This is a genomic window from Streptomyces sp. NBC_01314 (assembly GCF_041435215.1).
In the GTDB taxonomy this organism is placed as follows: Bacteria; Actinomycetota; Actinomycetes; order Streptomycetales; family Streptomycetaceae; genus Streptomyces.
Genome location: NZ_CP108394.1, coordinates 4,802,117 through 4,826,583, shown reverse-complemented (window position 1 = coordinate 4,826,583; position 24,467 = coordinate 4,802,117). Strand labels below are relative to the sequence as shown.

Sequence of the window (24,467 nt, the reverse complement as noted above, 5' to 3'; positions counted from 1 at the left end):
CTTTCTTGCGCGAGCGCTGTTGAGAGCGCGTTGCTGTGGCCCCCCACCGATAGCGGTGGGGGGCCACAGTGTTTTCGCCGCTCAATGTTTTTGCCGGTCATTGACGGGGTCGCGGTCATCACAGCGCAACATCGACCCGCTAACGTGGCCGCACACGGGGAACGCGGCAGAGTACGAGCAGTGTTACGCCAATGTGAGCCGACGGCTGGAAGGAAGGCGCTGATCTTGGGGAAGGTCGTGCTCGTCACCGGGGTGGCCCGTCAGCTGGGGGGCCGTTTCGTGCGGCGGATCCAGCGTGACCCGCAGGTCGACCGGGTCATCGCGGTCGACGCGATGCCGCCGGGACATCATCTGGGCGGTGCGGACTTCGTGCAGGCCGACATCCGGCAGCCCGCCATAGCCCGTCTGCTGGCAGAGCACAACGTGGACACCGTGGTGCACATGGACGTCACGGGCACCCCCCTGGGCAGCGGCGGCCGGGCCACGCTGAAGGAGACCAACGTCATCGGCACCATGCAGCTGCTGGGTGCCTGCCAGAAGTCCCCATTGGTCAAGCGGCTGGTCGTGAAGTCCAGCACGAACGTGTACGGGTCCGCGCCGCGCGACCCGGCCGTCTTCACCGAGACCATGCCGCCCAAGTCGCTGCCCAGCGGCGGCTTCGCCAAGGACACCGTCGAGGTCGAGGGGTACGTACGCGGATTCGCCCGGCGGCGGCCCGATGTGGCCGTGTGCGTGCTGCGGTTCGCGAACATCCTCGGACCGAGCGCCGATTCACCGCTCGCCTCGTACTTCTCGCTGCCGGTGCTGCCGACCGTGCTGGGCTACGATCCGCGGCTGCAGTTCGTGCACGAGGACGACGTCATCGAGGTGCTGCGAATCGCCTCGCACGAGCCGGAGCGGGGCACGCTCAACAGCGGCACGTTCAACATCGCCGGCGATGGTGTCCTGCTGCTCTCGCAGTGCGCGCGGCGCCTCGGCCGGCCGACGGTGCCGTTGCTGATGCCGGCGGTCAGCTGGGTCGGCTCGATGGTCCGCACCCTGGGCTTCACGGACTTCTCGCCGGAGCAGTTGCGGCTGCTGACCCATGGGCGGGTCGTCTCGACGAACCAGATGCGCGAGACGCTGGGCTACCGGGCCAGGTACACGACCGCGGAGACCTTCGCGGACTTCGCGCGCAGCAGGGGGCCCGGCCTCCTGCCCCCCGAGGCCCTCGCTGGGGCCATCGACCGGGTTGCCGCCCTGCCCGTGCCCGTACTGGGCGGCGGCCACCCCCCGACGCAGAGCGCCAACTGAGGAGCGCATCAACGATGGCTGATGCCAAGGTCATTCCGTTCGACGACGACAGGACGCGCGGCGGCGCCGTGCAGCGCCCGCCGCGCCGCCGGTCTGCGGGGAGCCGGCGCAAGGGCGAGAGCGCGGTCGTCCGCGACGTCCGTGAATCCGGCGAGGTCCAGGCCCTCCCCGGACGGCCGACCAGCACCGATGATGTCCCTGTGACACCTGAGAAGCCGGAGCCGCCCCAGGAGGCCGCCGAGGCAGAAGACAGCGGCGGCCTGGAGCGCCGGATCGCGGGCGGTCTCGCGTTCCTGCGCAAGCGGCTCACCGGGGACTACGAGGTCGACGACTTCGGCTACGACGCCGAGCTCACCGATCAGGTGCTGATGTCCCTGCTGCGGCCCGTGTACGAGAATTACTTCCGGGTCGAGGTGAAGGGCATCGAGAACATCCCGACGGACGGCGGCGCCCTGATCGTCTCCAACCACTCCGGGACGCTGCCGCTGGACGGCCTGATGATGCAGGTCGCCGTCCACGACAACCATCCCGCCGGGCGGCATCTGCGGCTGCTCGCGGCGGACCTGGTCTTCATGCTGCCGGTGGTCAACCAGCTGGCCCGCAAGCTCGGCCACACCCTCGCGTGTGCGGAGGACGCCTCACGGCTGCTGGAGCAGGGCGAGCTGGTCGGGGTCATGCCGGAGGGCTTCAAGGGTCTCGGCAAGCCCTTCGGTGACCGCTACAAGCTGCAGCGCTTCGGCCGTGGTGGCTTCGTCTCCACCGCTCTGCGCTCCGGTACGCCGATCATCCCGTGCTCGATCGTGGGCGCGGAGGAGATCTACCCGATGATCGGGAACTCGAAGACGATCGCCCGGTTGCTCGGCTTCCCGTACTTCCCGATCACACCGACGTTCCCGTGGCTCGGCCCGCTGGGCGGGGTGCCGCTGCCGACGAAGTGGACGATCCAGTTCGGCGAGCCGATCCCGACGGACGGCTATCCGCCGGAGGCCGCCGAGGACCCGATGCTGATGTTCAACCTGACGGATCAGGTACGCGAGCAGATCCAGCACACCCTGTACAAGCTGCTGGTGCAGCGGCGGTCTGTGTTCTTCTAGCCGGTTTTCCAGCCGGTTTTCCAGGCTGTCTTACGGTCTGTCTTCCGGTTTGTTTTTAGGGGATTGGCTGTTGTACGACGGTGGGGGCGCCCTTCTTGGAGAAGGGCGCCCCCACCGTCGTACGGGGTAGGTGCAGTAGGTCTTGTAGGGCTAGTTCGAGGCGTCGTCGTCGATGCCCAGGCCCGGGAGGAGGCCCGGGAGGAGGGGCGGGAGGGTGACGTCGGGCTGTTCGGCCGGGGTGGACCTGCCGGTGGACGGGGTGGTGCTGGTGGTGTCTTCCTGGGGTGGGTCGAGGAGGCCGCCGGTGGTGCCGCCGACGAGGCCTTCGCCGCCGCTGTCCGAGGTGGACGGCCTGGGCTTGCCGGCGGTGTCCTCGTCGGCTCCGGCGGTGCCGCCGGTGGTGCTCGGGGCCGGGTGGCCGGGGTCGGTGGTGCCGGGTGTGCCGGGGTCCGCGGAGTGTTGTCCGCCGTCGCCGCCCTGGGTGGGGGGCTGCGGCAGGAGAGACGAGTGCGGGGCGACCTCGTCGTCTATGGCGTCGAAGACCGACGAGACCTGCTGACTCACGTCCCCGAGCTGCACGGGCAGCCGGTCGCGGAGCGCGCCCCAGGCCTCACGGTGGGAGCGGGAGAAGGCCGAGAGAGCCTGGATGGGGCCCAGGGACTCCGGATCCCGCTCGAAGGCCTCGTGGAGCAGGCGGTGGCCCTCGGAGGCGTCGTGCCGCATCCCGGTGAGGGCGCGGCGGATCTCGCCGAGGGACTCGTGGTCGAGCTGTCCGCCCCGGCCGCGCTCCATGAGGCGGCGGGCCTCGCTGAGCCGGGTGGACGCCTGGTCCAGATAGAGCCGGCCCCGGTCGTCGCTGTCGTCGGCCAGGGTGAGCTTCACGTCCTCGATGCCGCGCTTGAGGCCGTAGAGCGAGTCACCGGGCAGGGCGTCCGAGCTGGCGGCGGCCACACCGCCGAAGGCGCTCGCGGCCACCCCGACGCTGAGCCCGCCCGCGGCGAGGCCCTTCGTCAGGCGCGACCGTGGTCGCAACTTGCCCAGCGGACTTGCCCGGTGCGCACCTCGCGCCCTGCCCGATCGCTGTTCGGGTACCGAAGGGTCCGACGCCTCGCGCCCCGGCAGCGTGCCGTCCCGCAGCATGGCTTCCATCGCGGCCACCAACTGGGCGCGATGGACGACCTTGACCTCGGGGTCGAGCACTGGCTTGGGCAGCTCGTCGAGACCGGTGGTGAGGGCCAGCATGCGGCCCTGCTCGGTCCCTCGCGCTGCCGGGGCCGGTGCCGATCCCTCGGGCCGCTCGGCCGCCGTGCCCTGGTCTGACAGCTCTTCCAGGGCCTGGGCGAAGGCGTTCGCCCGCCGGTGCGCCGATACGTTCGCGATCACTGGCGGCACCTCCTCTCGTCATGACGGTCGACTCCCCAGGGGGTCCTGAGGGTTGCACGTCCCTGACCGGGTCACACGATCGAGTGATCGGTGTCGGCCAGGCGCGACCACAGGGAGCCTGTATCCCGCACAACGAGCGGTGTGGCACTTGGGTTACGGACGGCGGATGATCGGGCGAGGAAGTCAACGGACTTCGACGGAGGGTGAGTTGAGCATCGCGGAGCGTGTGTGTGATCGGCCCGCTCGGCGTGGTGTCGCTCAGCGGTGGTCGTCCTGGTCGGCGGGGTTCAGCGGACGTCGTCCGGGAGGAGGCGCGCCAGGGTGCGGACCGCGCGGTACTGAAGGGTCTTGATCGCGCCCTCGTTCTTGCCCATGACGCGGGCGGTCTCGGCGACGGAGAGACCCTGGAGGAAGCGGAGGGTGACGCACTCCTGCTGCTGGGGATTGAGGCGGCGTACGGCCTCCAGGAGGGCGGCATTGGAGAGGGACTCCAGGACGGAGTCCTCGGGGGAGCGCTCGACCTCGTTGGCGTCGAGCATTTCGCCGGTGGTGACCTCCAGACGGAAACGGCTGGACTTGAAGTGGTCGGCCACCAGGTTGCGGGCGATCGTGACCAGCCAGGCGCCGAAGTCGCGGCCCTGCCAGGTGAACGTGCCGATCCGGCGCAGGGCGCGCAGGAACGTCTCGCTGGTGAGGTCCTCGGCGGTAGCCTTGCCGCCGACGCGGTAGTAGATGTAGCGGTAGACGGTGTCGCTGTACTGGTTGTACAGGCGACCGAACGCGTCGGCCTCGCCGGACTGGGCGCGTTCGACGAGGTCCATCATGCGGGCGCTGTCGCTGTCCGCGGCGGGACGGCGGGTGGTTGTGGCGGTGGATCCCGAACGGCCTCGTCTCCCCACCGCCGCGCTGCCGTCGGCCAGTGCGTAGCACGGACCGACGGGCGCGGCGGAGGTGGCGAGGGCGGGGACGGCGTACGCGGTGGGGACGAAGCCGCGCAACAGTTGGTTGACCGTCGCGCGCAGCGTAGCCAGGCCCGAGGCGTCAACCCCGACTTGTGGGTACACGGGACTCCCAGAGGCAGAGCTTCCATCACGTGCAGTGCGGAACCTTTCACCCGTCGTAGCGACGGAGGGGCACCGGTTTGCGTTTGAGGAGAATAACGCTTCGTGCAGGCACTGCTACACCCAGTTGCTCAAATCATCGATTACGTCGCTTCTGTTACTGATTGACGGCTGCTCAAGTACCGGTCTGTGATCGGTTGTTGATCGATTGAGTTCGTGTTCCGTCTGGGTGTGGGGCGTGTTGTGGTCGGGTGCGGACGGCGTGACTGAGAGGGGTGGAGTGGGGGTAGGACGGCTGGAATGCGGGGCTGCGGGGCCGGACGCACGAACGCCGGAGGGGCTGGTTTCCCAGCCCCTCCGGCGTTCGAAAAACGACAGACAGTTCAGTTCAGCGGCGACGGCGGTGCAGAGCGATCGCGGCCGCCGTGCCGCCGGCCACCGCGCCCACGCCCGCCGCCGCGGGGAGGCCGACCTTGGCGGCCTTGCGGGCGGTGCGGTAGTCGCGCAGACGCCAGTCCATGTCGCGGGCGTGCCTGCGGAGTTTGCTGTCGGGGTTGATGGCGTACGGGTGCCCCACGAGCGACAGCATCGGGATGTCGTTGTGCGAGTCGCTGTACGCGGCGCAGCGGGAGAGGTCGAGGCCCTCCGCGGCGGCCAGGGCGCGTACGGCCTCGGCCTTCGCGGGGCCGTGCAGCGGCTCGCCGACCAGCTTGCCGGTGTACACGCCGTCGACGGACTCGGCGACCGTGCCCAGGGCGCCGGTCAGGCCGAGGCGGCGGGCGATCACCTGGGCGATCTCCACGGGCGCGGCCGTGACGAGCCAGACCTTCTGGCCGGCGTCGAGGTGGGCCTGGGCCAGGGCGCGGGTGCCCGGCCAGATGCGCTCGGCCATGTACTCGTCGTAGATCTCCTCGCCGATGATCGTCAGTTCGGCGACGCGGTGGCCCTGGACGATGGAGAGCGCGGAGTTCTGGGCTTCCTGCATGTGCTCGGGGTCCTCGGAGCCGGCCAGCCTGAACCACGCCTGCTGCCAGGCGAATCGGGCCAGGTCGCGGGTCTCGAAGAACTTCCGCTTGTACAGGCCGCGGCCGAAGTGGAAGAGCGAGGCGCCCTGCATGACGGTGTTGTCGAGGTCGAAGAACGCGGCGGCCCTGTCGTCGCCGAGGACCGGGAATTCCGGTTCCTGGACGGCGGTGTCGGGCGCGGGGGAGATGTCCTCCAACTCCTGGGAGGACTTGCGCGCTGCCTCCGCAGAGGCCTCGCCTGCCAAAACGCTCCGCGCCGTGGCGGAGCGCCTACGGGGAGTGAGCCATCCGAGAGCGGCCATGTCGTGAGCATAGCCAGTCTGTTCGGTGCTTCCGGAGCCGAGAGGTTTGCGGGCTGTGAACTCTCCGCGACCGAGCCGTTAAAGAAGTGATGGGGACGGCGTGTCCCGGTGCGGAACAGGGAGGAACCGGTGGGGAAAAGGGCAGGTCGTGCGCTCCCTGGTGAGGAAGAGGTGTGGACATCCGGTGCGGAGCGACAATGGCCGGCATGAGTGCCATGTTCCGGCGGACGCCGAAGAATTCCGGTGAGCGGCTCGTCACACTGATCGGAAAGCCCGGGTGCCATCTGTGCGACGACGCGGAGGCGGTGATCGGGAAGGTCTGCGGTGAGCTGGGCGTTCCCTGGGAGAAGAAGGACATCACCGAGGACGCCGAACTCCACCAGCAGTACTGGGAGCAGATTCCGGTGGTGCTGGTGGACGGTGCTCAGCACACCTTCTGGCGGGTGAATGAGGAGCGCCTTCGCAAAGCCCTCGCACAGAGGTGACGATGATGTGACCTGACCGGCCAGTCCAAGTGGTCCCGGAAGTCGCTTAGGATCGATGGGCTGGTTGGTCTCGGGGGCGGGATTCGTGAGGAGAGTGTGCGGTTTTGCCCCCGTCGTGCAAGGCGTCCGGTGAGGAACGAAGGTGCGTGTGTGCCGGTTCCGTACGCGTGCGTCGCGTGTGCGTGACCCCGGTCACGTTGGCCGGGCAAATCGGACACCATCTTTGTGCACGCGTTCACAAAGACATAGCCTGCTGTCGACGGGGCGGTCTGGGGACGCACGACCGCCCGCAGCCCCGCTCTACCCGCAGGAGCACCGTGGCAACTGGCCGAACTCACCGACCGGCGACCCGTAGCCGAGGGATTCCCGAGGCCACCGTCGCCAGGCTTCCGTTGTACCTCCGTGCCCTGACCGGGCTGTCCGAGCGTTCGGTACCCACCGTGTCATCCGAGGAACTCGCGGCCGCCGCCGGGGTCAACTCCGCGAAGCTGCGCAAGGACTTCTCGTACCTCGGTTCCTATGGGACGCGGGGTGTGGGGTACGACGTCGAGTATCTCGTCTACCAGATCTCGCGTGAGCTGGGGCTGACCCAGGACTGGCCGGTAGTGATCGTCGGTATCGGTAATCTCGGTGCCGCGCTGGCCAATTACGGCGGTTTCGCTTCCCGCGGCTTCCGGGTGGCCGCGTTGATTGACGCCGATCCGACGATGGCGGGAAAGCCGGTCGCGGGAATTCCGGTGCAGCACACTGACGGGCTGGAAAAGATCATCGACGACAACGGCGTGTCGATCGGTGTGATCGCCACCCCCGCCGGCGCCGCCCAGCAGGTGTGCGACCGGCTGGTCGCCGCCGGAATCACGTCGATCCTGAACTTCGCGCCCACCGTCCTCTCCGTGCCGGACGGGGTCGACGTGCGCAAGGTGGACCTCTCCATCGAGCTGCAGATCCTCGCGTTCCACGAGCAGCGCAAGGCCGGCGAGGAGGCCGCGGCCGAGGCCGAGGCCGCTGCCGCGGTCGTACCGCCGACTCCCGAGGAGTCCGGGAAAGGGCCCGACGGGGATGTCCCCGCCGTGATGCCGGCATGAGTCTTCTGGTCGTCGGACTGAGTCACCGCAGCGCTCCGGTGAGCGTGCTGGAGCGGGCCGCGCTCTCCCTGGACGCGCAGATCAAGCTGCTCCAGGACACGGTCGCCGCCGAGCCGACCGCCGAGGCCGCGGTCCTCGCCACCTGCAACCGCATCGAGCTGTACGCGGACGTGGACAAGTTCCATGCGGGCGTCGCCGAGTTGTCCACGCTGCTCGCCCAGCACAGCGGGGTGGGGCTCGACGAGATCACTCCGTATCTGTACGTGCACTACGAGGACCGGGCCGTCCACCATCTGTTCTCCGTGGCCTGCGGGCTCGACTCGATGGTCGTCGGTGAGGGGCAGATCCTCGGGCAGATCAAGGACGCGCTGGCCCGTGCGCAGGAGCTGAACACCGCCGGGCGGCTGCTGAACGACCTGTTCCAGCAGAGCCTGAGGGTCGGCAAGCGGGCGCACTCCGAGACCGGGATCGACCGGGCCGGACAGTCGCTGGTGACCTTCGGCCTGGAGCAGTTCACCACCGGTGCGGACGTCGAGGGCTGGGCCCGGGGCAAACGGGCCGTGGTGATCGGCGCGGGTTCCATGTCCTCGCTGGCCGCCGCGACCCTCGCGCGCGCGGGTGTGCGTGAGATCGTGATCGCCAACCGGACGCCCGACCGGGCCGAGCGGCTCGCGCAGATCCTGACCGAGCAGGGCGAAACGGACGTGCTGGCCCGCGCGGTACCGATGGAATCGGTGCCGGCCGAGCTGACACGTGCCGATGTCGTCGTCTCCTGTACGGGCGCCACAGGCCTGGTCCTGACCGCCGAGATGGTCGCGGCGGCCGTGCGGGGCCGGGTCCCCGAGGGCGCACCCGCCGGACCGGAAAGTCGCACGGACACGCGCGGCGACGTACGGCCGGTCCTGCCGCCGACCTCCATCGGCAGCGACGACGACTGTCCCCTCGACCTCCCCGCCGCGCAGGGCGGCGGCTTCTCCGTGCTCGGAGAGGCCGCGGTGGCCGGGATGGACGCGGCCACGCTGGAGCAGCACGCGGCCTGGGTGGACAACGCGACCGTGGACCGGCGCGCGAAGAGCCGTACGCCGGAGCGCGAGACTCCGCGTACGCCCGCAGCCGACGCCGAGCTGATCGCCGCGCTCGTCGCGGCCGTGGCTGTCACCGGGCGGATCACCGAACTGCGCCGGCCCGAGCCCGTCGTCGAGGTCCCACGGCCCGCGCCCGTACTGGCGCTGCTGGACCTGGCGATGCCTCGGGACATCGACGCGGCCGCGCACCGGCTGGCCGGGGTACGGCTGGTCGACATCGAGTCGCTCGCCGAGGTCTCCGCCGACGCGCCGATGGCCTCCGACGTCGACCTGGTGCGGAGGATCGTTTCGGACGAGGTGGCCGCCTTCGGCGACGCTCAGCGCGCCGCGCACATCACACCCACCGTCGTGGCGCTGCGCGCCATGGCCGCCGATGTCGTCGCGAGCGAGATCGCCCGCCTGGAGGGCCGGTTGCCGGGTCTGGACGACAAGCACCGCGGCGAGATCAACCAGACTGTGCGGCGCGTCGTCGACAAGCTGCTGCACGCGCCGACCGTACGGGTCAAGCAGCTCGCGGCCGAACCCGGCGGCGCCGGGTACGCGGACGCGCTGCGGACCCTGTTCGACCTGGACCAGGAGACGGTCGCCGCCGTGTCCCGGGCCGAGGACAGCGACCAGCAGGCAGCCGGCGACAAGTACTTCGAAGCGGACGCCGAGAACCGAGGGCGATCATGAGTGAGCCGCACAACAGAGCCCTGAGGCTCGGGACCAGGCGAAGCAGACTCGCCATGGCCCAGTCCGGGCAGGTGGCGGACGCGGTCCGCCGGCTGACCGGGCGGCCCGTCGAACTCGTGGAGATCACGTCGTACGGCGACGTCTCCCGCGAGCAGTTGGCGCAGATCGGCGGCACTGGCGTGTTCGTCGCCGCGCTGCGCGAGGCGCTGCTGCGCGGCGAGGTCGACTTCGCCGTGCACTCCCTGAAGGACCTGCCGACCGCGTACCCGGACGACCTGGTGCTGGCCGCCGTGCCGGTGCGCGCGGATGCGCGGGACGTGCTGGTGGCCCGGGACGGACTGACGTTCGAGCAGCTCCCCGAGGGCGCCCGGGTCGGTACCGGTTCGCCGCGGCGGATGTCCCAGCTGAACGCGTACGCGCGCAGCCACGGGCTCACGATCGAGATGGTGCCGATCCGAGGGAACGTCGATACGCGGATCGGATACGTACGGAAGGGTGAGCTGGACGCCGTCGTCCTGGCCGCCGCCGGACTGAGCCGGATCGGACGGATCGACGAAGCGACCGACTTCCTCTCGGTCGACACTGTTTTGCCCGCCCCCGGCCAGGGGGCACTGGCGATCGAATGCGCCGCAGACAATGCGGACCTGATCGCCGCGCTCGCCGGACTCGACGACCCGTACACTCGGGCCGCCGTGACCGCCGAGCGGTCCCTGCTCGCCGCCCTGGAGGCCGGTTGCAGCGCACCTGTGGGTGCGCTCGCCGACCTGCTGGCCGACGGGCAGATTGTCAAGGAGATGCGCCTGCGCGGCGTCGTCGGCACGACCGACGGCTCGACGCTGGTGCAGCTGTCCACCACCGGTCCCGTGCCCGAGACGTACGACCAAGCAATGGCGCTCGGCCGTGAACTCGCCGCCGAGATGCTCGCTAAGGGCGCGGCCGGTCTGATGGGGGAGCGAGCACATTGAGCCCCACCACCCTTCCCGCCGGTCCGGACCACGGTCACGTCACCTTCCTCGGTGCCGGACCCGGGGATCCGGGACTGCTGACCCTACGCGCCGTCGAAGCACTGGCGAACGCGGACGTTCTCATCGCCGAGCACGATGTGCTCGACGTGGTGCGTACGCACGCCCGCGCCGGCGTCGCCCTACTGGACACCGATTCGAGCCCGCCGTCGGCTCTCACTGCGGCGTCCTCTGCCTCTTCCGCGGCTACTTCAGCGGATACGTTCTCGGGCACAGGCACGCCTCAGCTGACGGTTGTTGACGGCACGTCAACAACCGTTGGTGCACCCGCTGTGCGGGATGCGGCACATCTTGTCATGGAGGCCGCGAGGGGCGGCAAGCGGGTCGTGCGTGCGGTGTCCGGGGACCCCGGGCTCGACACGTACGCCACCGAGGAGATGCTGGCGTGCGTCGCCGCGGGCGTGCCGTTCGAGGTGGTGCCCGGTGTGGCCGCCGCCGTGGGCGTGCCCGCGTACGCCGGTGTGCCGCTGCGGGACGCGCAGGGCGCGGACGTGCGGTTCGTCGACGCGCGCACGGCGTCCGACCGGTGCTGGGCGGAGGTCGGGGCGTCGGACGGGACCGTCGTCGTCTCGGCGTCGCTGGAGACCGTGGCCGCCGCCGCCGGTGAACTGGTCGCGGCGGGCCGCAAGCCCGATACGCCGATGACCGTGACGGTCGCCGGTACGACGACCCGGCAGCGGACCTGGGCCGCGACGCTCGGCACGATCGCGCAGACGCTGAAGCAGGCGAAGGTGCTGCCCTCCCCGGAGGGAAGCCGGCCGGTGATAGCCGTGGTCGGCGAGCGTTCCGCCGCGGCCCAGCGCGACCAGTTGTCGTGGTTCGAGAACAAGCCGCTCTTCGGGTGGCGGGTCCTCGTGCCGAGGACGAAGGAGCAGGCCGCCTCGCTCTCCGACCAACTGCGCTCGTACGGGGCCGTTCCGCACGAGGTGCCGACGATCGCGGTCGAGCCGCCGCGGACGCCGCAGCAGATGGAGCGGGCCGTGAAGGGGCTCGTGACGGGGCGCTACGAGTGGATCGCCTTCACGAGCGTCAACGCCGTCAAGGCGGTGCGGGAGAAGTTCGAGGAGTACGGGCTCGACGCGCGGGCCTTCGCCGGGATCAAGGTCGCGGCGGTCGGTGAGCAGACGGCCCAAGCGTTGGTGGCCTTCGGCGTGAAGCCGGATCTGGTGCCGAGCGGCGAGCAGTCGGCCGCGGGGTTGCTGGAGGACTGGCCGCCGTACGATCCGGTCTTCGACCCGATCGACCGGGTGTTCCTGCCTCGGGCCGACATCGCCACGGAGACGCTGGTCGCCGGGCTGATCGAGCTCGGGTGGGAGGTCGACGACGTCACCGCGTACCGGACCGTGCGGGCTTCGCCGCCGCCGGCCGAGACCCGGGAGGCGATCAAGGGGGGCGGGTTCGACGCCGTTCTCTTCACGTCGTCCTCCACCGTGCGGAACCTGGTGGGAATCGCCGGGAAGCCGCACAACGTGACCGTGATCGCCTGTATCGGGCCCGCCACCGCGAAGACCGCGGAGGAGCACGGGCTCCGGGTGGACGTGATGGCTCCCGAGCCGTCCGTGCACAAGCTGGCCGAGGCGTTGGCGGACTTCGGATTGCGGCGCAGGGCTGCCGCCGTGGAGGCCGGGGACCCGGTGACTCGGCCGAGTGAGCGGCGGCCGGGGGCGCGGCGGCGGCGGACGACGACCTGAGGTGGGTGTGGGGGCGGCGGTTCCTGAGGTTCGCCGCCCCTGGCTCTCTTTGCCGATCTGATTCAGCGCTCCAGGCCCACCTCAAGCGACTTCGTCCAGCGCCCCCGCCCGGGCGGGGGCCGCTCCCAGCTCGTGGAGACCGAGCGCTTCATGGCGTACACGGACGACGAAGTGGGCGCCCGTGACAAGGCGAACCCAGGCATCACCTGGCTCCGCGACCCGAGCCTCAACGAACCGTCCCCGTCCTCACCGTCATGATCCGCGCCACCCGCTGACCGCGCCCACCCATGGCGCTTCCGGCATTCGGCCAGGGGTACGAGTTCCGCCCTTGGCTGTGGCAGGCAGTGGCGCAGTTCCCCGCCGAACGTGGCTACGGGCTGTTGTCCGACCCCCTTGTGAAAGCTTGGCCACCGGGGTGCCGTACTCCCTACGCTTCATCCATGCGGAGCGTGTTCGTGTTTCCGGCGGGGGAGAGGGATGAGACCGTAGCCCTGCTCGACGGGTGTCTGCCCCGGCAGGGTGATCAGTGGTGCCCGGACGGCAATCTCTACATCGAGATCGACGACGAGCAGACCGGCCGCCTCTTCTCCGACTGGGAGCCCGAACATGTGGTGATCGTTGAAGCGGCCGTCGGGTACCACCCCACGTGGGTCGTGAGCATCGACATCTCCGGGCGGATCGACGGCACTGCGGAGGTGCGCCAAGTGGTCGCGCTGCTGCTGAGGCGAGGAGGAGTCGCGGTCGACGACTACTCCGCCCACGCGTGGATGCTCCAGGAGATCGAGTCCGGTGCAGTGGTCGATGGGCTGCGTTTCTTCGACTACCTCAGCTACCACAAGCGGAAGTACGGGGGGCCTGGAGACACCGTGTAGGGCTGTCAGCGGCGGGAGTCGGAAGGGATCTGCTCCAACACCGTCCAGCTCCACTCGCGACCGTCGGCCACGCTCGTGGTCTCGGCGGTGATCCGCCAACCGGACATCCAGCCGCCACGACCATGGTTGCGTGCCAGGCATGAGCAGGTGCACTCGTGGCCCAAGGCGTTCATGCACCGGTGGTTGCACTTCTCCGAGCTGTTGTACTCGCGGCCGAGAACCATACGGCTGTGCCGTTTGACGAGTGAGCCCGCGAGTTCGATGAAGTGGCGTGTTGCCACTGACCAGGATTCACCAGTCGGATTCCACTCGGGCCGTGCCCGACCGTGGACATGGCGGTACACGAACTCCTCATGTTTCTGCCAGCCTTGCTCAGGGATCCAGTATCCGAGGCGGCCACGGGCAGGCAAGGTGATGACCGGGGCTCCCTCGGCGTCACCCCACAGCGGTATCCAGGACGGCCTGGGTACCGGCACCTCCCGAATGGTGCTGACTGGCCGGGGAGGGCGCCGGGTGATGACGGACGGGGTCGGCCGGTGCAGCAACTCGTTCGGGGAGCCGGGCTGGTAGCGGTGCTTGCCGGACTCGGGGCACTGCCCTCGCCGGTCGGCACGGGCATGGGGGTAGACCTTCCCTGTACGCCTGTCGATCTGCATGGGGCCGCCGCACAGTCGGCACCGTCCGTTCGCTGCGTAGGAAGACGGCGACACGGCTTTCCTTTCATGTGGGCCCGTCAGGCATGTGGATCAGTGGCAGTTCTCACCTGCCCTGAAACGGACCGTACTGGGCGAAGTCGCGTCCCGCGGCTCCCAGTTCACGGGGAGCCGTTCTGGTCGTACTCGCCGACTGACCGAGGCGCCTTGTCCCGAAGCGTCTCGTCCCGGAGCCCGGAAACACGGGTCCCGGTCGGTCGTGCGTCGGGGCTGCGGGCGGTAAAGGAGTAAGAACTCTTGGGAAAGAACCCTCCAAACCAATCCAAACCCGGTGTTCGTCACTCGGGGGAGTGAACTCTCCCAAGTCGGCTGGCGCGGTGGTGGTTTGGGCGTGCAGGCTCGGCTGAGACAACCGCAGACATGCGACGGCCCCCGCCGGGATTGCACTCCCAGTGCGAGGGCCTGACCACCGAGGAGAAGTAGGAGCTTCCCTCATGGCTGAGACCAAGCCTAGCGGCGCCGTGCGCCCGCACCCCCATATTCGGCAAAGCACCACCCCTTCCGGGGTCACCCACGTCAGGGAGTACCAGCCCGATCGGTTCACGATCATCGGCAACCATCTCGCCCAGCATCGGGAGCTGTCCCTGACCGCCATCGGGCTCGGCACCCACATCCTCTCGCTGCCCCAGGGCGCCTCCGCGGATATCCGTAGCCTCTCCGATCGATTCACCGAAGGCCGGGACCGGATCGCCTTCGCGCTGCGGGAGTTGGAGGCGCACGGCTACGTCGAGCGGGTGCGGGAGCGGGTCGACGGTGGGCGGGTGGTCACGCGGACGTACGCGTACAACGCTCCGGCGCTCACGCGTGCCCGTGGGGTGGTGGGGGAGGGACCGGTCGCTGTCGCGGCTCCCGTCGCCGTTCCTGTCGCCGCCTCGGTGGACCCCGTGCCCGTACGGCCGATGGCTGAGGTGGAGCCCGTCGAGGACGTGTCGGTCGAGGAGGAGCTTGTCGAGGGTGATTCCGGCGCCGTAGATCCCGTCGTACCGCCCGCAGCAGATCCCGTCGTTCCGCCCGTGGCAGAAGCCGCCGTCGCCGAGTCGTCTGAAAGCGGTGAGCACCACGACAAGGCTGTCGCCCTGCTTGTGGGACTGCGCCGTACCGATGACCGGTTCACGCTTTCGCAGAAGGATGTAAGCCGTCTCACTCCGGCCGTCATCGCCTGGTTCGACAACGGGGCCGGCAGGACGGCGGTGCACCACGCCATGACGGCCGACGTTCCCGTGCCGCTCAAGAATCCGGCACGGTTCCTCGCCTACCGGCTGAGGGAACTGCTGCCACCGCCGCTGCCGGTCTTGCCGGGAGTGTCCGAGGGGTGGGCCGTGGAGGGCGAACCGGCCCTGGCGTACCGGATGGTGGACTGCGCGGGCGGCTGCAATCGGGCCTTCCGCAGGCCCGAGGGGACCTGGTGCCGAGATTGCCGCGCCGATCGCGACCGCCGTACCGCCGGAGCCGTGGGGCGGCAGGACCCGAATCCGTCCGTACCGCCTGAGCCGCCTGAGCTCGATGCGGGGCGGACCGATCCACCCGGCTTCCCGAGGAGTGCCGCATGACCGACCACACCATCCACGCCACCTATGCGCAGGTGTACAACACCCTGCGCGATGCGTCGGCCACCCTGGAGTACCTGAAGAAGGAAGGGGTGGCGGAAGGCGTGGAACCTCATGCCGGGGCCGCCATGTGGGGTGTCCGGTTCGCCATCGCCGTCCTCTGTCCGCTGCTGCCCTGCCAGCCGGAGCCGCCCGTCGACTACGACCCGCAGAAGTTGCTGGATCTGGCGGCACACTGGCGGGACGCCGCGTTCGATCTCGGTGAGTTCGCGCCTGAGCCCGTGCTGAGGGTCGTCAAGGGAGAGGAAGGGGCCGCCCACGCTCCAGGCAGTGGAGTCCAGGGGGCGTAGGGCGGGTGCGGGGCCGCCGACGGGCCGCCGACGGGCCGTCGGCAAAGGGGCAGGCAGGGCGGGCGTAGCGTAGGTGTATGTCGAAGTACGGATCGTTTCCCGGTACGCGGCCCCGCCGGCTTCGTACGACGCCTGTGATGCGGCGGATGGTGGCCGAGACGCGGCTGCATCCCGCGGACTTCATCCTGCCCGCGTTCGTGCGGGAGGGCGTGAGTGAGCCGGTGCCGATCACGGCGATGCCGGGGGTCGTGCAGCACACGCGGGACAGTCTGAAGAAGGCCGCCGTGGAGGCCGTGGAGGCCGGGGTCTCCGGGATCATGCTGTTCGGGGTGCCGGAGGACGAGAAGAAGGACGCGCTCGGGACCCCCGGGACCGATCCGGACGGGATCCTGCAGGTCGCCCTCCGCGATGTGCGGGCCGAGGTCGGCGACGAGTTGCTCGTGATGTCCGATCTTTGTCTGGATGAGACGACTGATCACGGGCACTGTGGGGTGCTTGACGAGCAGGGGCGGGTCGACAACGACGCGACCCTTGAGCGGTACGCCGAGATGGCCCAGGTCCAGGCCGACGCCGGTGCCCATGTGGTCGGACCCAGCGGGATGATGGACGGGCAGATCGGCGTCGTTCGTGATGCTCTTGATCAGATCGGGCGCGAGGATGTCGCTGTTCTGGCTTACACCGCCAAGTACGCGTCCGCGTTCTACGGGCCCTTCCGGGAGGCTGTCGCCTCGTCGCTGAAGGGGGACCGGAAGACCTACCAGCAGGACCCCGCCAATGCGCGGGAGTCGCTGCGGGAGGTCGCCCTCGATCTGCAGGAGGGCGCCGACATGGTGATGGTCAAGCCGGCCGGGCCCTACCTGGACATCCTCGCGCGGGTCGCGGACGCCGTGGACGTGCCGGTCGTCGCGTACCAGATCTCCGGGGAGTACTCGATGGTCGAGGCCGCCGCGGAGAAGGGGTGGATCGACCGGGACCGGGCGATCCTGGAGACGCTGACGGGGATCAAGCGGGCGGGCGCGCAGAACATCCTCACGTACTGGGCCGTCGAGGCGGCTCGCATGCTGCGCTGAGGTTCCCCTCCGGCCCAGTACGTACGGTGCGGTGCGCCCCCGGTTCGGTACCGGTTCGCCGCGCGGCTCAGTACACGAGGGCGTCCGCCGCAGTCGACTGCCAGTAGGTGACGGCGACGGAGTTGTCGACGTAGACGCCGTTGGCAGGGAGGGCGGGGGAGGCGGGGGCGCCGGCGTCGCTGCCGGACTTTCGGCCCTGGAAGCGGACGACGACCTTCTTCTCCGTCGTGCCCTCGCCGCCGCTGCCGTCGGCCATGGAGAGCAGGACGCCCGCGTAGCCGGACTCGCCAGGGGCCAGGGTCACGACCGCCTGCGGCTGGGACTCCTCGATCACGCGCGGCGCCGACTGGGCCTCGCCGAAGCGAACCGTGGGGTTGTAGTAGAGGTCGCAGTACTTCGAGCCGGTGTTCTTGACGGTGATCAGCAGGTGGTTGATCGGGCGGGCCACCGGCTTCGCGGTGACGGTGGTGTTGGAGCCGTTGCAGGTGACGCGGTTGGCGGGGTCCCAGGGGTCACTGGAGGCGGTGCTGCCGCTGGTGCCCGTGCCCGTGCCGGTCTTCGAGGAAGCCTGGTCGGTCGTGGAACCGGTGGTCGTGGAACCGGTGGTCGTGGAACCGGTGCTCGTGGAACCGGTGCTCGTGGAGCCCCCGGTGGTCGTGCCCGGGGTGCCGGTGGTCTGCGAGGTCGAGGCGGAGCCGCTGCCCGCGCCCTCGTCCCTGGTGCCCGTGCCGCTGTCGCACGCCGTCAGAGCGAGGGCGGCGAGGGCGACTCCGGTCGCGGCGAGCAGACGGGCGGGGCGGGTGGAGCGGGCGGTGCGGAACGTGCGCATGACGAATCCCTTTCGGACAAAGCAAGTTGAGAAGGCTGAGAACAAGTGGTCGAAGCCGTGCCGCTCGACCGGTGTGCCGGGAGCGGCGTGCTTGGATGACCAAAGCTTGTGGGGTGATCCGTCCCGGCCGCCACAAACGACGGACGATCCGGGACGCTGGAACGCTCGCACCAGCTTTGACCTGCGAAAACATCCCTGCCCTGGAATGCGGAACGGGACGTGCGGGACCTGAGAAGACGGAGGAAGACGTGTCGGGGAGCGGTACCGCGAACGGCCTGGGGGCTGATTTCGCCGAGCTGCTGCGGGAGTTGAAGGAGCGCTCCGGGCTGAGTTACGGGGTGCTCGCCAAGCGGCTCCACATGAGTACGTCGACGCTTCACCGGTACTGCAACGGGGATGCCGTACCGACGGACTACGCCCCAGTCGAGCGGCTGGCCCGTCTCTGCAAGGCGACCCCGGAGGAGCTGGTCGAGCTCCACCGGGCATGGGTGCTCGCGGACGCGGTGCGGCGGAACAAGGGGGGTGATTCCGTCGGGGCGGCGGCGGGGGGAGCCGTGCCGGGTGCGGCGACTGGGCGGGGTAAGGCCGTTGAGCGGGGGACGGCCTCGGGTGCGGGGGCTCCGGACGCGGTGGCTGTGGAGGTGCCGGCCGTGGGTTCGTCGATCGAGTCGGGTACGGCCTCGGAGGACAGCGCGGTTCCTGAGACGGTGATCGGGGGCGGGGGTTCCGGTGGGGCGGGGGAGCGGGCGCCGGCTCGACGGCGTACACGGGTCGCGCTCATCGCCGGGCTGGCCGTGGCCGCCGTGCTCGGTGCGGTCACGCTCGCCGTGAGTCTGCCGTCCAGCGGGGACGAGGACGGGGCCGGCTCACGGTGGGCCGGGGACGTGTCCCTGGGGGAGGAGGCTGCGGGGGAGAAGACGGGAGACCAAGGCTCATCCGCACCGTCCGGTGCATCCCCTTCCGTCTCCGCGAGCGAGTCGGCTGACAAGGGCAAGGGAGAGAAGGGCAAAGGAGAGAAGGGGACCGGGGCCTCTGCCATCGCCACCCCGACCAGCCCTGGCGGGGCTGGCGGGGGCGGCGAGGGCGGCGAGGACACCTCCCTCCCGGCGCCGCTGTCCGTGAAGGTCGAGCCGTACACCTGGGAGAGCCCCTGCGCCCAGCGGTATCTGGCCGACCGGCCGCAGACGAAGGTGGGGCCGCCGCCGCTGGAGCAGGACGCGGCGGCCTGGGTGTCGTCGGAGGGGGCCGTGTCGTCGGGGCAGCAGTTCCTGACGCTCACCGTGCAGGGCACCGGCGAGGAGACCGTGGTCGTACGGAGCCTCAAGGTCCGCATGGTCGACAAGCAGTCGCCTCTCGCCTGGAACGACTTCGCCATGGGCTATCCCGGCGTCGGCTGCGGGGCCGGCGTCCCGACCCGGTCCTTCACGATCGCCCTCGACGCCGCGCGCCCCGATGTGCAGCCCAAGGCGGGCAGCAGGAACTTCCCGTACTCCGTCAGCGAGTCCGACCCGGAGGTGTACTACATCACCGCCGACGCGTCGGCGTACTACGTCCGTTGGTACCTGGAGCTGAAGTGGACCAGCGGCTCCCGCAGCGGCACGCTGATCGTGAACGACAACGGCCTGCCGTTCCGCACGAGCGGCAACAACGGGCGTCCGGCTTACGAGTATCCGCTCGGCGGGCCGAAGTGGGTCCAGGAGGGGACGACGCTGGGTGAGAGCGAGGAGAGCGGTAACTGATTGACGAGTTCTCGTCAATCAACATAGGTTCTGCGCCTGCCCCGATCCTCGGGGCAGGCGCGTGCCGTTTTTCGGGGGGACATCATGAACTGGTTCGTCGAGGTGCTCAAGAAGTACGTGGTCTTCAGCGGGCGGGCGCGCCGCCAGGAGTACTGGATGTTCACGCTGATCGCCTCGCTCATCTATCTCGGGCTCGTCGTCCTCGGCCTGGTCATGGACACGGAGGTGCCCGAACTCGTCTTCGTCGCCGCCATCTTCCTGCCGTCCCTGGCGGTCAGCGTCCGGCGGCTGCACGACATCGGTCGCAGCGGCTGGTGGGTCCTCATCGGGATCGTTCCCTGTGTCGGCACCATCGTCACGATCATCTTCATGGCCACCGAGGGCAAGCGGGACGCGAACCGGTACGGCCCCGATCCGAAGGGGTATCCGGCCCATCTCTGACGTGGCAACTCCCGTGGGGGGTTAGGTTGTTGGTCATTGAATGACTCGACTCTCCAGGGAGAGCTTCATGGCCGGTGACGCGCTCAGCCAGGACCCCGCCGAACTGCGGAAGAGGATCGACAGCAGCAAGGCGCACCCGGCGCGTGTCTACGACGTCTTCCTCGGCGGCAAGGACAACTACCCCGTGGACCGGGAGGCCGCCGGTGCCGCGCTGGCGGCCAATCCGCGCGGCTATCTCGACGTCCGGCACAACCGGGACTTCATGCGCCGCGCGGTGACCACGCTCACCCAGGACGAGGGCATCCGGCAGTTCCTCGACATCGGCACCGGGCTGCCGACTGCCGAGAACGTCCACCAGATCGCGCAGGAGATCGTCGCCGATTCCCGGGTCGTGTACGTCGACAACGACCCGGTGGTCCTCGCCCACGCGCGCGCGTTGCTCACGAGCGGGCCCGAGGGCGCCACGGACTACATCGACGCCGACTTCAAGTCACCGGAGCGGATTCTCGAAGCCGCCGCGAAGACAATCGACTTCGACCGGCCGATCGCGCTGTGCCTGGTGGCGCTCCTGCACTTCGTGGAGGACGACGAGGCGTACCCCGTCGTGCGGGAGCTGGTGGACGCGCTGCCCGCCGGGAGCCGGCTGGTCCTCAGCCATCTGACCGAGGACCTCAATCCGGCGAAGATCCGTGCGGTTCAGGAGACCTACACCAAGCGGGGGTTCACCTTCGTGCTGCGGTCCAAGGACGAGGTCGCGCGCTTCTTCGAGCAGAGCGGCCTCGTGGTGGACGAGCCCGGGGTGGTGCCGGCGCACCACTGGCGGTTCGAGGACGGTGCGCCGGTTCCTCCGGCGGTGGAGCCGCAGGTGTTGGCCGGGATGGACGACATCGAGAAGGTTCGGTATCGGGACATCAATGATGTGACCGACGCGGACATCAATGTGTATGCGGCGACGGGGCGTAAGGGCTAGAGGGGCGGACGGCCGGGCACGCGGACGTCGGAGGCCGGATACGGGGCGGCCCTGCCGGGCGGGACGTGCCGACCGGTTCGACGAGGAGCCTGCGCACGACCTCCTCCGATCAGCCGCCGACATCGCCGAGGCACTCGAATCCTCCGGCGGATCTCCCGCCGGCGTTCTTCGGGCACAGCCTGGGCGCTCCCATCGTCCTGGAGGCGGCACGGTGGCCATCCGCGCTGCGACACCGGGGCATCCACATCGAGCACCTGTTCGCTTCGGGCTCTCGTGACGCCCCGCTGCCCACCGGCCTCGTCGCCGAGGAGGACCCCGACCGGCTGCTCGACGAATCTGGTCAGAATGGGCGGCACCGACGCGTAGACGGCGGCCGACCCGGTCTTCCAGGAGGTGTTCCTGCCCTATCTGATCGCCGACTGCCTTATGTTCCACGACAACGCCGTGGCGCCCGAGCCACTGCTCACATGCCTGGTCACCACCATCGTCGGCGACCAGGGCGACGACGCGGACCGCCGCCCGTGGAGCGCGCTGAGCACCCTGCCCGTCCAGGAGGCCGGCGTTGCCCCCGCTGTCGTCGCAAGGAGTACCGCGGACTCCCGGGTTGACGTACCTTCAGTACGTGAAGGGCGGGGGGAGAGGATGACTCAAGGGGTTCGGGCTCAGCAGCGGGAGCGGACTCGGCAGGCGTTGGTGCGGGAGAGCAGACGGTTGTTCTCCACACTGGGGTACGCGGCCGTGGGGCTGTCGGAGATCGTACGGGCGGCAGGGGTCACCAAGGGGGCGCTGTACCACCACTTCGCCAGCAAGGCCGAGTTGTTCCGGGCCGTGCTGGAGCAGGTGCAGCAGGAGGTGGCCGACCGGATCGCCGAGACGGCGGACGCCCGGGAGGGCACGTGGGACCAACTCGTCTCCGGATGCCAGGCGTTCCTCACCGTGTCCACGGATCCGGTGATCCAGCGCATCATGCTGGTCGACGGTCCCGCGGTCCTCGGGTGGAGCGAGTGGCGGGCCATGAACGAGACGACCTCGGGGCAGCATCTGGCGCAGGTGCTCGAGGAGTTGATCGGCAAGGGGACGATCGTCGCGCAGCCGGTCGAGCCGCTCACCCATCTGCTGTCGGGCGCGATGAACGAGGCGGCGCTGTGGCTGGCAGCTTCGACGAACCCCCGCGATCTGGACGACACCCAGACCGCGCTGGTGGCGATGCTGGACGCCCTTCGGGTCGAGTGACGGCAAGGGCGCCCCGCCGAATGCGGGGCGCCCTTGCCGTCTGTCGTACCGCTCAGCCTGCGGCCTGCTCAGCGGGCGAGTTCGTCGGTTCGCGCGGAGGGGCGGCCGGCGCCGCGTGCGCAGGTGTAGCAGCCGCCTTGGCCGCGGCGGATGTTGTTGAGCGTGGGGGTACCGATGTGACCGCATGTCACGCAACGGCACCGCCACCGGTCGCGCACCCGGCCGGGGAAGGGTTCCAGCGGTTCCATGCCGATCACGCGCATCTCCGCCTCGGCGGTCTCGCGGTCCACCGGTACCCGGCCCGCGCAGGCGCGGCAGCCGCCCTTTCCGGCGCGGATTCCGAAGAGCCGGGGGTGGACGGTACGGCCGCAGACGATGTGCCGGCAGGACCATCTCACCCTGGACCCCGGGTAGGGCTCCAGCGGTTCGAAGCCGGCGGCACGCATGTCCGCCTCGGCCTGCTCCCGGCCGGCCGCCCGTCGCCGTTCCCCGGCGGCGAGGCGTCCGCAGTGACGGCATCCCCCGCTCGCGCCGACGCGCACCGAGGTGAAGGTGGGCGCGACCTGGTGCGCGTTCTTGACGCAGCGGCTGTTCCAGGCCACGTTCGCCCCGGGATAGGGCTCCAGTGGTTCGAGTCCCGCGGCGCGCATGACCGCGACCGCCTCACCGGCGTCGATTCTTCCGGGCATGACTGCCTTCCCCCTCTTGGCTGTCGATCTCGCGTGCGCGCCGATGGGTCATTTCGGTGTGACGACGCGGATCTGTACTCCGTTCGGATCGGTGACGACCAAGTCGTTCCCTGTGGAACCTCCGGTGTCGAGGGATCGCCCTGCGGCGGATTCGCCGCAGGCGGCAATGCGTTCCAGCTCCCGTTCCCCGCCCTCCACTTCGAGGGTGAAGCGGATCACGCGTACCGGCCGGCGCTGTGCTTCCGGGAGGGCCGTGTGCGTGTGGTCGAGAAGGGCGAGTTCGCAGGGCGTCAGCCCGGGCCGGCCGAGACCGACGTACCAATCCGCCTGGTGAGTGACCTTGTAACCGAACAGCTTGGTGTAGAACTCGCGGGACTCCTCGAGGCGTGAGGTGCAGATCACCGGACAGAGGCTGGTCAGCATGGAGCGCCATCTCCAGTCACGTACCGAAGGTATGCGAAGGAACTTAGTGACATACCATCGGTATGTCAACATGGTTGCCACCGGCGCAGTTCACCGTTCGTCCGTGCAAGTCGCCCTGGAAAGCGGACCAGTTCAGTCGGCGTGGCGCGGCGGGCACGGGGGTGCCCGACGGGACGGCCAGGGCCGCGGCATGGGTGGTGTTCTGCGGGCCGCAGGACAGGTTCCGGACGGTCCAGCCCGTCGGGCGCGCGGGCGTCCCGGGCCCCGCGCGGTCCCCCAGCCAGTCCCGCTCCAGTCCGCGTGCGAACCCGGTCCCGAGAGCCTTCAGATAGGCCTCCTTGCGCGCCCAGAGCCGGCAGAACCGCAAGGACCGCTCCTCCTCGGGGACCGCCAGCAGCTCGCGCCGCTCCTCCGGATGCAGGCGCTCCAGGCACGACTCGACGGTCCTGCGGCCGGGTACCCGCTCGGCGTCCACCCCCAGGGGCACGCGGGCGATCGCGACGAGGGACAGGCCCGGGGAATGGGAGAGCGAGAAACGCAGGCCCGCCTCGCGATCGAGGAGTACGGGTCGGCCGTGCGGGCCGCCGCAGCGCGCGCACTGCTCACGTCCGTACAGGACGTCGATGGGGTGGCATTCGAGATGCGCGGCCAGCAGCAGACGGAGTGCCGTGTGCGCCGCGAGGTAGCGGGAACGGTCCGGTTCCCGACGGAAGGAGCGGGCCTTGCGCCGCTCTGCCGGGTCCAGCAGGGCAAGGCTGAGCGCCTCGTCCCACGGTGGAGGAAGCCGCACGGCCCAGACCTGCGGATGCTCCGGTTCCCTCGGTCCCTCCACCGTCATGTACCCCCGCTTTCGCACCCGGCGGACGTGACGACGGGTGGCGCTCCTCGTTGACACGACGAACGCCACCCGCTCGGACGCCCCGCGCCCACCTCGGAAAGGTGCCCCGATGACGTCCTCCGTCATGACCGGCTTCTACCCGGTGATCTGCACCCCGCTGCTCCGGGAGTCCGTGAAGTTCTACACCGGTCTGCTCGGATTCGAGACGACCTTCGAGAACGACTGGTACGTCAGCCTCCGGCGGCACGAGCCGCCGTACTACGAACTCGCCCTGGTCGACGCCACCCACGAAACGATCCCCCCGGCGTTCCGCCGCCCCGCCCAGGGCGTCCTGCTCAACTTCGAGGTGACCGACGTCGACGCCGAGTACGCCCGGCTCGTGGACGACCTCGGCCTGAAACCCGAACTGCCGCTGCGCAGTGAGGACTTCGGGCAGCGGCACTTCATCGTCGCCGCCCCCGACGGCGTACTCATCGACGTCATCACGCCCATCGCGCCCACCGACGAGTACGCCGCCGCCTACACGGATCGCCCCGGCGCCTGAGGGCGGAC

General features: G+C 69.7%; 24 protein-coding genes. 16 read left to right on the top strand and 8 right to left on the bottom strand.

Annotated features, from left to right (window positions below; translation table 11 throughout):
- The first annotated feature begins 225 nt into the window (after nt 1–225).
- A complete protein-coding gene (locus OG622_RS21115) occupies nt 226–1,293 on the top strand; it encodes an NAD-dependent epimerase/dehydratase family protein (RefSeq protein WP_371578103.1) in 1,068 nt (355 codons plus the stop codon).
- A 14-nt stretch (nt 1,294–1,307) separates the two neighbouring features.
- Entirely contained in the window at nt 1,308–2,387 is a 1,080-nt protein-coding gene (locus OG622_RS21110) for a lysophospholipid acyltransferase family protein (protein WP_371578101.1), read from the top strand.
- A gap of 150 nt (nt 2,388–2,537) precedes the next feature.
- On the opposite strand, the gene OG622_RS21105 is transcribed toward OG622_RS21110, so the two are convergent.
- The 3 genes from OG622_RS21105 to OG622_RS21095 all read right to left on the bottom strand — a co-directional run bounded on the left by OG622_RS21105 (nt 2,538) and on the right by OG622_RS21095 (nt 6,158).
- The gene (locus tag OG622_RS21105; protein WP_371578099.1) at nt 2,538–3,770 is read right to left on the bottom strand and encodes a DUF5667 domain-containing protein; all 1,233 of its coding nucleotides are present in this window, start codon (nt 3,768–3,770) and stop codon (nt 2,538–2,540) included.
- A gap of 287 nt (nt 3,771–4,057) precedes the next feature.
- Nucleotides 4,058–4,834 carry an ECF subfamily RNA polymerase sigma factor, BldN family gene (locus tag OG622_RS21100; protein WP_371578098.1) on the bottom strand — a complete coding sequence of 259 codons (777 nt, stop codon included), beginning with the start codon at nt 4,832–4,834 and terminating at the stop codon, nt 4,058–4,060.
- 385 nt (nt 4,835–5,219) lie between these two features.
- Complete coding sequence (locus tag OG622_RS21095; protein ID WP_371578096.1) at nt 5,220–6,158, bottom strand: HAD family hydrolase; 939 nt, start codon at nt 6,156–6,158, stop codon at nt 5,220–5,222.
- A 197-nt stretch (nt 6,159–6,355) separates the two neighbouring features.
- Here OG622_RS21095 and OG622_RS21090 point away from each other — a divergent pair, with 197 nt between their 5' ends.
- The 6 genes from OG622_RS21090 to OG622_RS21065 all read left to right on the top strand — a co-directional run bounded on the left by OG622_RS21090 (nt 6,356) and on the right by OG622_RS21065 (nt 13,073).
- Nucleotides 6,356–6,643, top strand: coding sequence for a glutaredoxin family protein (locus OG622_RS21090; protein ID WP_371578094.1), 288 nt, complete (start codon nt 6,356–6,358; stop codon nt 6,641–6,643).
- Between the two features lie 317 nt (nt 6,644–6,960).
- Nucleotides 6,961–7,728 carry a redox-sensing transcriptional repressor Rex gene (locus OG622_RS21085; protein ID WP_371578093.1) on the top strand — a complete coding sequence of 256 codons (768 nt, stop codon included), beginning with the start codon at nt 6,961–6,963 and terminating at the stop codon, nt 7,726–7,728.
- Nucleotides 7,725–9,488, top strand: a complete 1,764-nt coding sequence (locus OG622_RS21080) for a glutamyl-tRNA reductase (protein ID WP_371578092.1) — start codon at nt 7,725–7,727, stop codon at nt 9,486–9,488. The genes OG622_RS21085 and OG622_RS21080 overlap by 4 nt, the downstream gene beginning before the upstream one ends.
- A complete protein-coding gene (gene hemC / locus OG622_RS21075) occupies nt 9,485–10,453 on the top strand; it encodes a hydroxymethylbilane synthase (protein WP_371578090.1) in 969 nt (322 codons plus the stop codon). The genes OG622_RS21080 and hemC overlap by 4 nt, the downstream gene beginning before the upstream one ends.
- On the top strand, nt 10,450–12,201 hold the full coding sequence (locus tag OG622_RS21070; RefSeq protein WP_371578088.1) for a uroporphyrinogen-III synthase: 1,752 nt from the start codon (nt 10,450–10,452) through the stop codon (nt 12,199–12,201). Before hemC ends, OG622_RS21070 begins: the two co-directional genes overlap by 4 nt.
- Nucleotides 12,202–12,641: 440 nt before the next feature.
- On the top strand, nt 12,642–13,073 hold the full coding sequence (locus tag OG622_RS21065; protein ID WP_371578086.1) for a hypothetical protein: 432 nt from the start codon (nt 12,642–12,644) through the stop codon (nt 13,071–13,073).
- Between the two features lie 5 nt (nt 13,074–13,078).
- Here OG622_RS21065 and OG622_RS21060 read toward each other — a convergent pair whose 3' ends face one another.
- Nucleotides 13,079–13,354 (bottom strand): hypothetical protein, encoded by a 276-nt coding sequence (locus OG622_RS21060; RefSeq protein ID WP_371578084.1) that lies wholly within the window; start codon nt 13,352–13,354, stop codon nt 13,079–13,081.
- 866 nt (nt 13,355–14,220) lie between these two features.
- Here OG622_RS21060 and OG622_RS21055 point away from each other — a divergent pair.
- The 3 genes from OG622_RS21055 to hemB all read left to right on the top strand — a co-directional run bounded on the left by OG622_RS21055 (nt 14,221) and on the right by hemB (nt 16,753).
- Complete coding sequence (locus OG622_RS21055) at nt 14,221–15,336, top strand: helix-turn-helix domain-containing protein (RefSeq protein ID WP_371578083.1); 1,116 nt, start codon at nt 14,221–14,223, stop codon at nt 15,334–15,336.
- The gene (locus OG622_RS21050) at nt 15,333–15,683 is read left to right on the top strand and encodes a hypothetical protein (RefSeq protein WP_371578081.1); all 351 of its coding nucleotides are present in this window, start codon (nt 15,333–15,335) and stop codon (nt 15,681–15,683) included. Before OG622_RS21055 ends, OG622_RS21050 begins: the two co-directional genes overlap by 4 nt.
- Nucleotides 15,684–15,760: 77 nt before the next feature.
- A complete protein-coding gene (hemB, locus tag OG622_RS21045) occupies nt 15,761–16,753 on the top strand; it encodes a porphobilinogen synthase (RefSeq protein WP_371578079.1) in 993 nt (330 codons plus the stop codon).
- A 67-nt stretch (nt 16,754–16,820) separates the two neighbouring features.
- On the opposite strand, the gene OG622_RS21040 is transcribed toward hemB, so the two are convergent.
- Nucleotides 16,821–17,582, bottom strand: coding sequence for a DUF4232 domain-containing protein (locus tag OG622_RS21040; RefSeq protein WP_371578078.1), 762 nt, complete (start codon nt 17,580–17,582; stop codon nt 16,821–16,823).
- A 248-nt stretch (nt 17,583–17,830) separates the two neighbouring features.
- On the opposite strand from OG622_RS21040, the gene OG622_RS21035 reads away from it, so the two are divergent.
- The 4 genes from OG622_RS21035 (at nt 17,831) to OG622_RS21020 (ending at nt 21,965) form a co-directional block, all read left to right on the top strand.
- Entirely contained in the window at nt 17,831–19,321 is a 1,491-nt protein-coding gene (locus OG622_RS21035; protein WP_371578076.1) for a helix-turn-helix domain-containing protein, read from the top strand.
- Nucleotides 19,322–19,405: 84 nt separating this feature from the next.
- Complete coding sequence (locus tag OG622_RS21030) at nt 19,406–19,762, top strand: DUF805 domain-containing protein (protein WP_371578075.1); 357 nt, start codon at nt 19,406–19,408, stop codon at nt 19,760–19,762.
- A 67-nt stretch (nt 19,763–19,829) separates the two neighbouring features.
- Nucleotides 19,830–20,732 (top strand): SAM-dependent methyltransferase, encoded by a 903-nt coding sequence (locus OG622_RS21025; protein WP_371578073.1) that lies wholly within the window; start codon nt 19,830–19,832, stop codon nt 20,730–20,732.
- 642 nt (nt 20,733–21,374) lie between these two features.
- Nucleotides 21,375–21,965, top strand: coding sequence for a TetR/AcrR family transcriptional regulator (locus tag OG622_RS21020; RefSeq protein ID WP_371584164.1), 591 nt, complete (start codon nt 21,375–21,377; stop codon nt 21,963–21,965).
- A 68-nt stretch (nt 21,966–22,033) separates the two neighbouring features.
- Here OG622_RS21020 and OG622_RS21015 read toward each other — a convergent pair whose 3' ends face one another.
- Genes OG622_RS21015 through OG622_RS21005 form a run of 3 tightly spaced genes read right to left on the bottom strand, consistent with a single transcriptional unit; the run spans nt 22,034 to nt 23,915 of the window.
- The gene (locus OG622_RS21015) at nt 22,034–22,654 is read right to left on the bottom strand and encodes a hypothetical protein (RefSeq protein WP_371578071.1); all 621 of its coding nucleotides are present in this window, start codon (nt 22,652–22,654) and stop codon (nt 22,034–22,036) included.
- Nucleotides 22,655–22,702: 48 nt separating this feature from the next.
- Nucleotides 22,703–23,077 carry a VOC family protein gene (locus OG622_RS21010; RefSeq protein ID WP_371578069.1) on the bottom strand — a complete coding sequence of 125 codons (375 nt, stop codon included), beginning with the start codon at nt 23,075–23,077 and terminating at the stop codon, nt 22,703–22,705.
- 43 nt (nt 23,078–23,120) lie between these two features.
- Nucleotides 23,121–23,915 carry a 4'-phosphopantetheinyl transferase superfamily protein gene (locus tag OG622_RS21005; protein ID WP_371578067.1) on the bottom strand — a complete coding sequence of 265 codons (795 nt, stop codon included), beginning with the start codon at nt 23,913–23,915 and terminating at the stop codon, nt 23,121–23,123.
- 109 nt (nt 23,916–24,024) lie between these two features.
- Here OG622_RS21005 and OG622_RS21000 point away from each other — a divergent pair, with 109 nt between their 5' ends.
- Nucleotides 24,025–24,459: a VOC family protein gene (locus OG622_RS21000; protein WP_371578066.1), complete on the top strand. Its 435-nt coding sequence runs from the start codon at nt 24,025–24,027 to the stop codon at nt 24,457–24,459.
- The last annotated feature ends 8 nt before the right edge of the window (nt 24,460–24,467 follow it).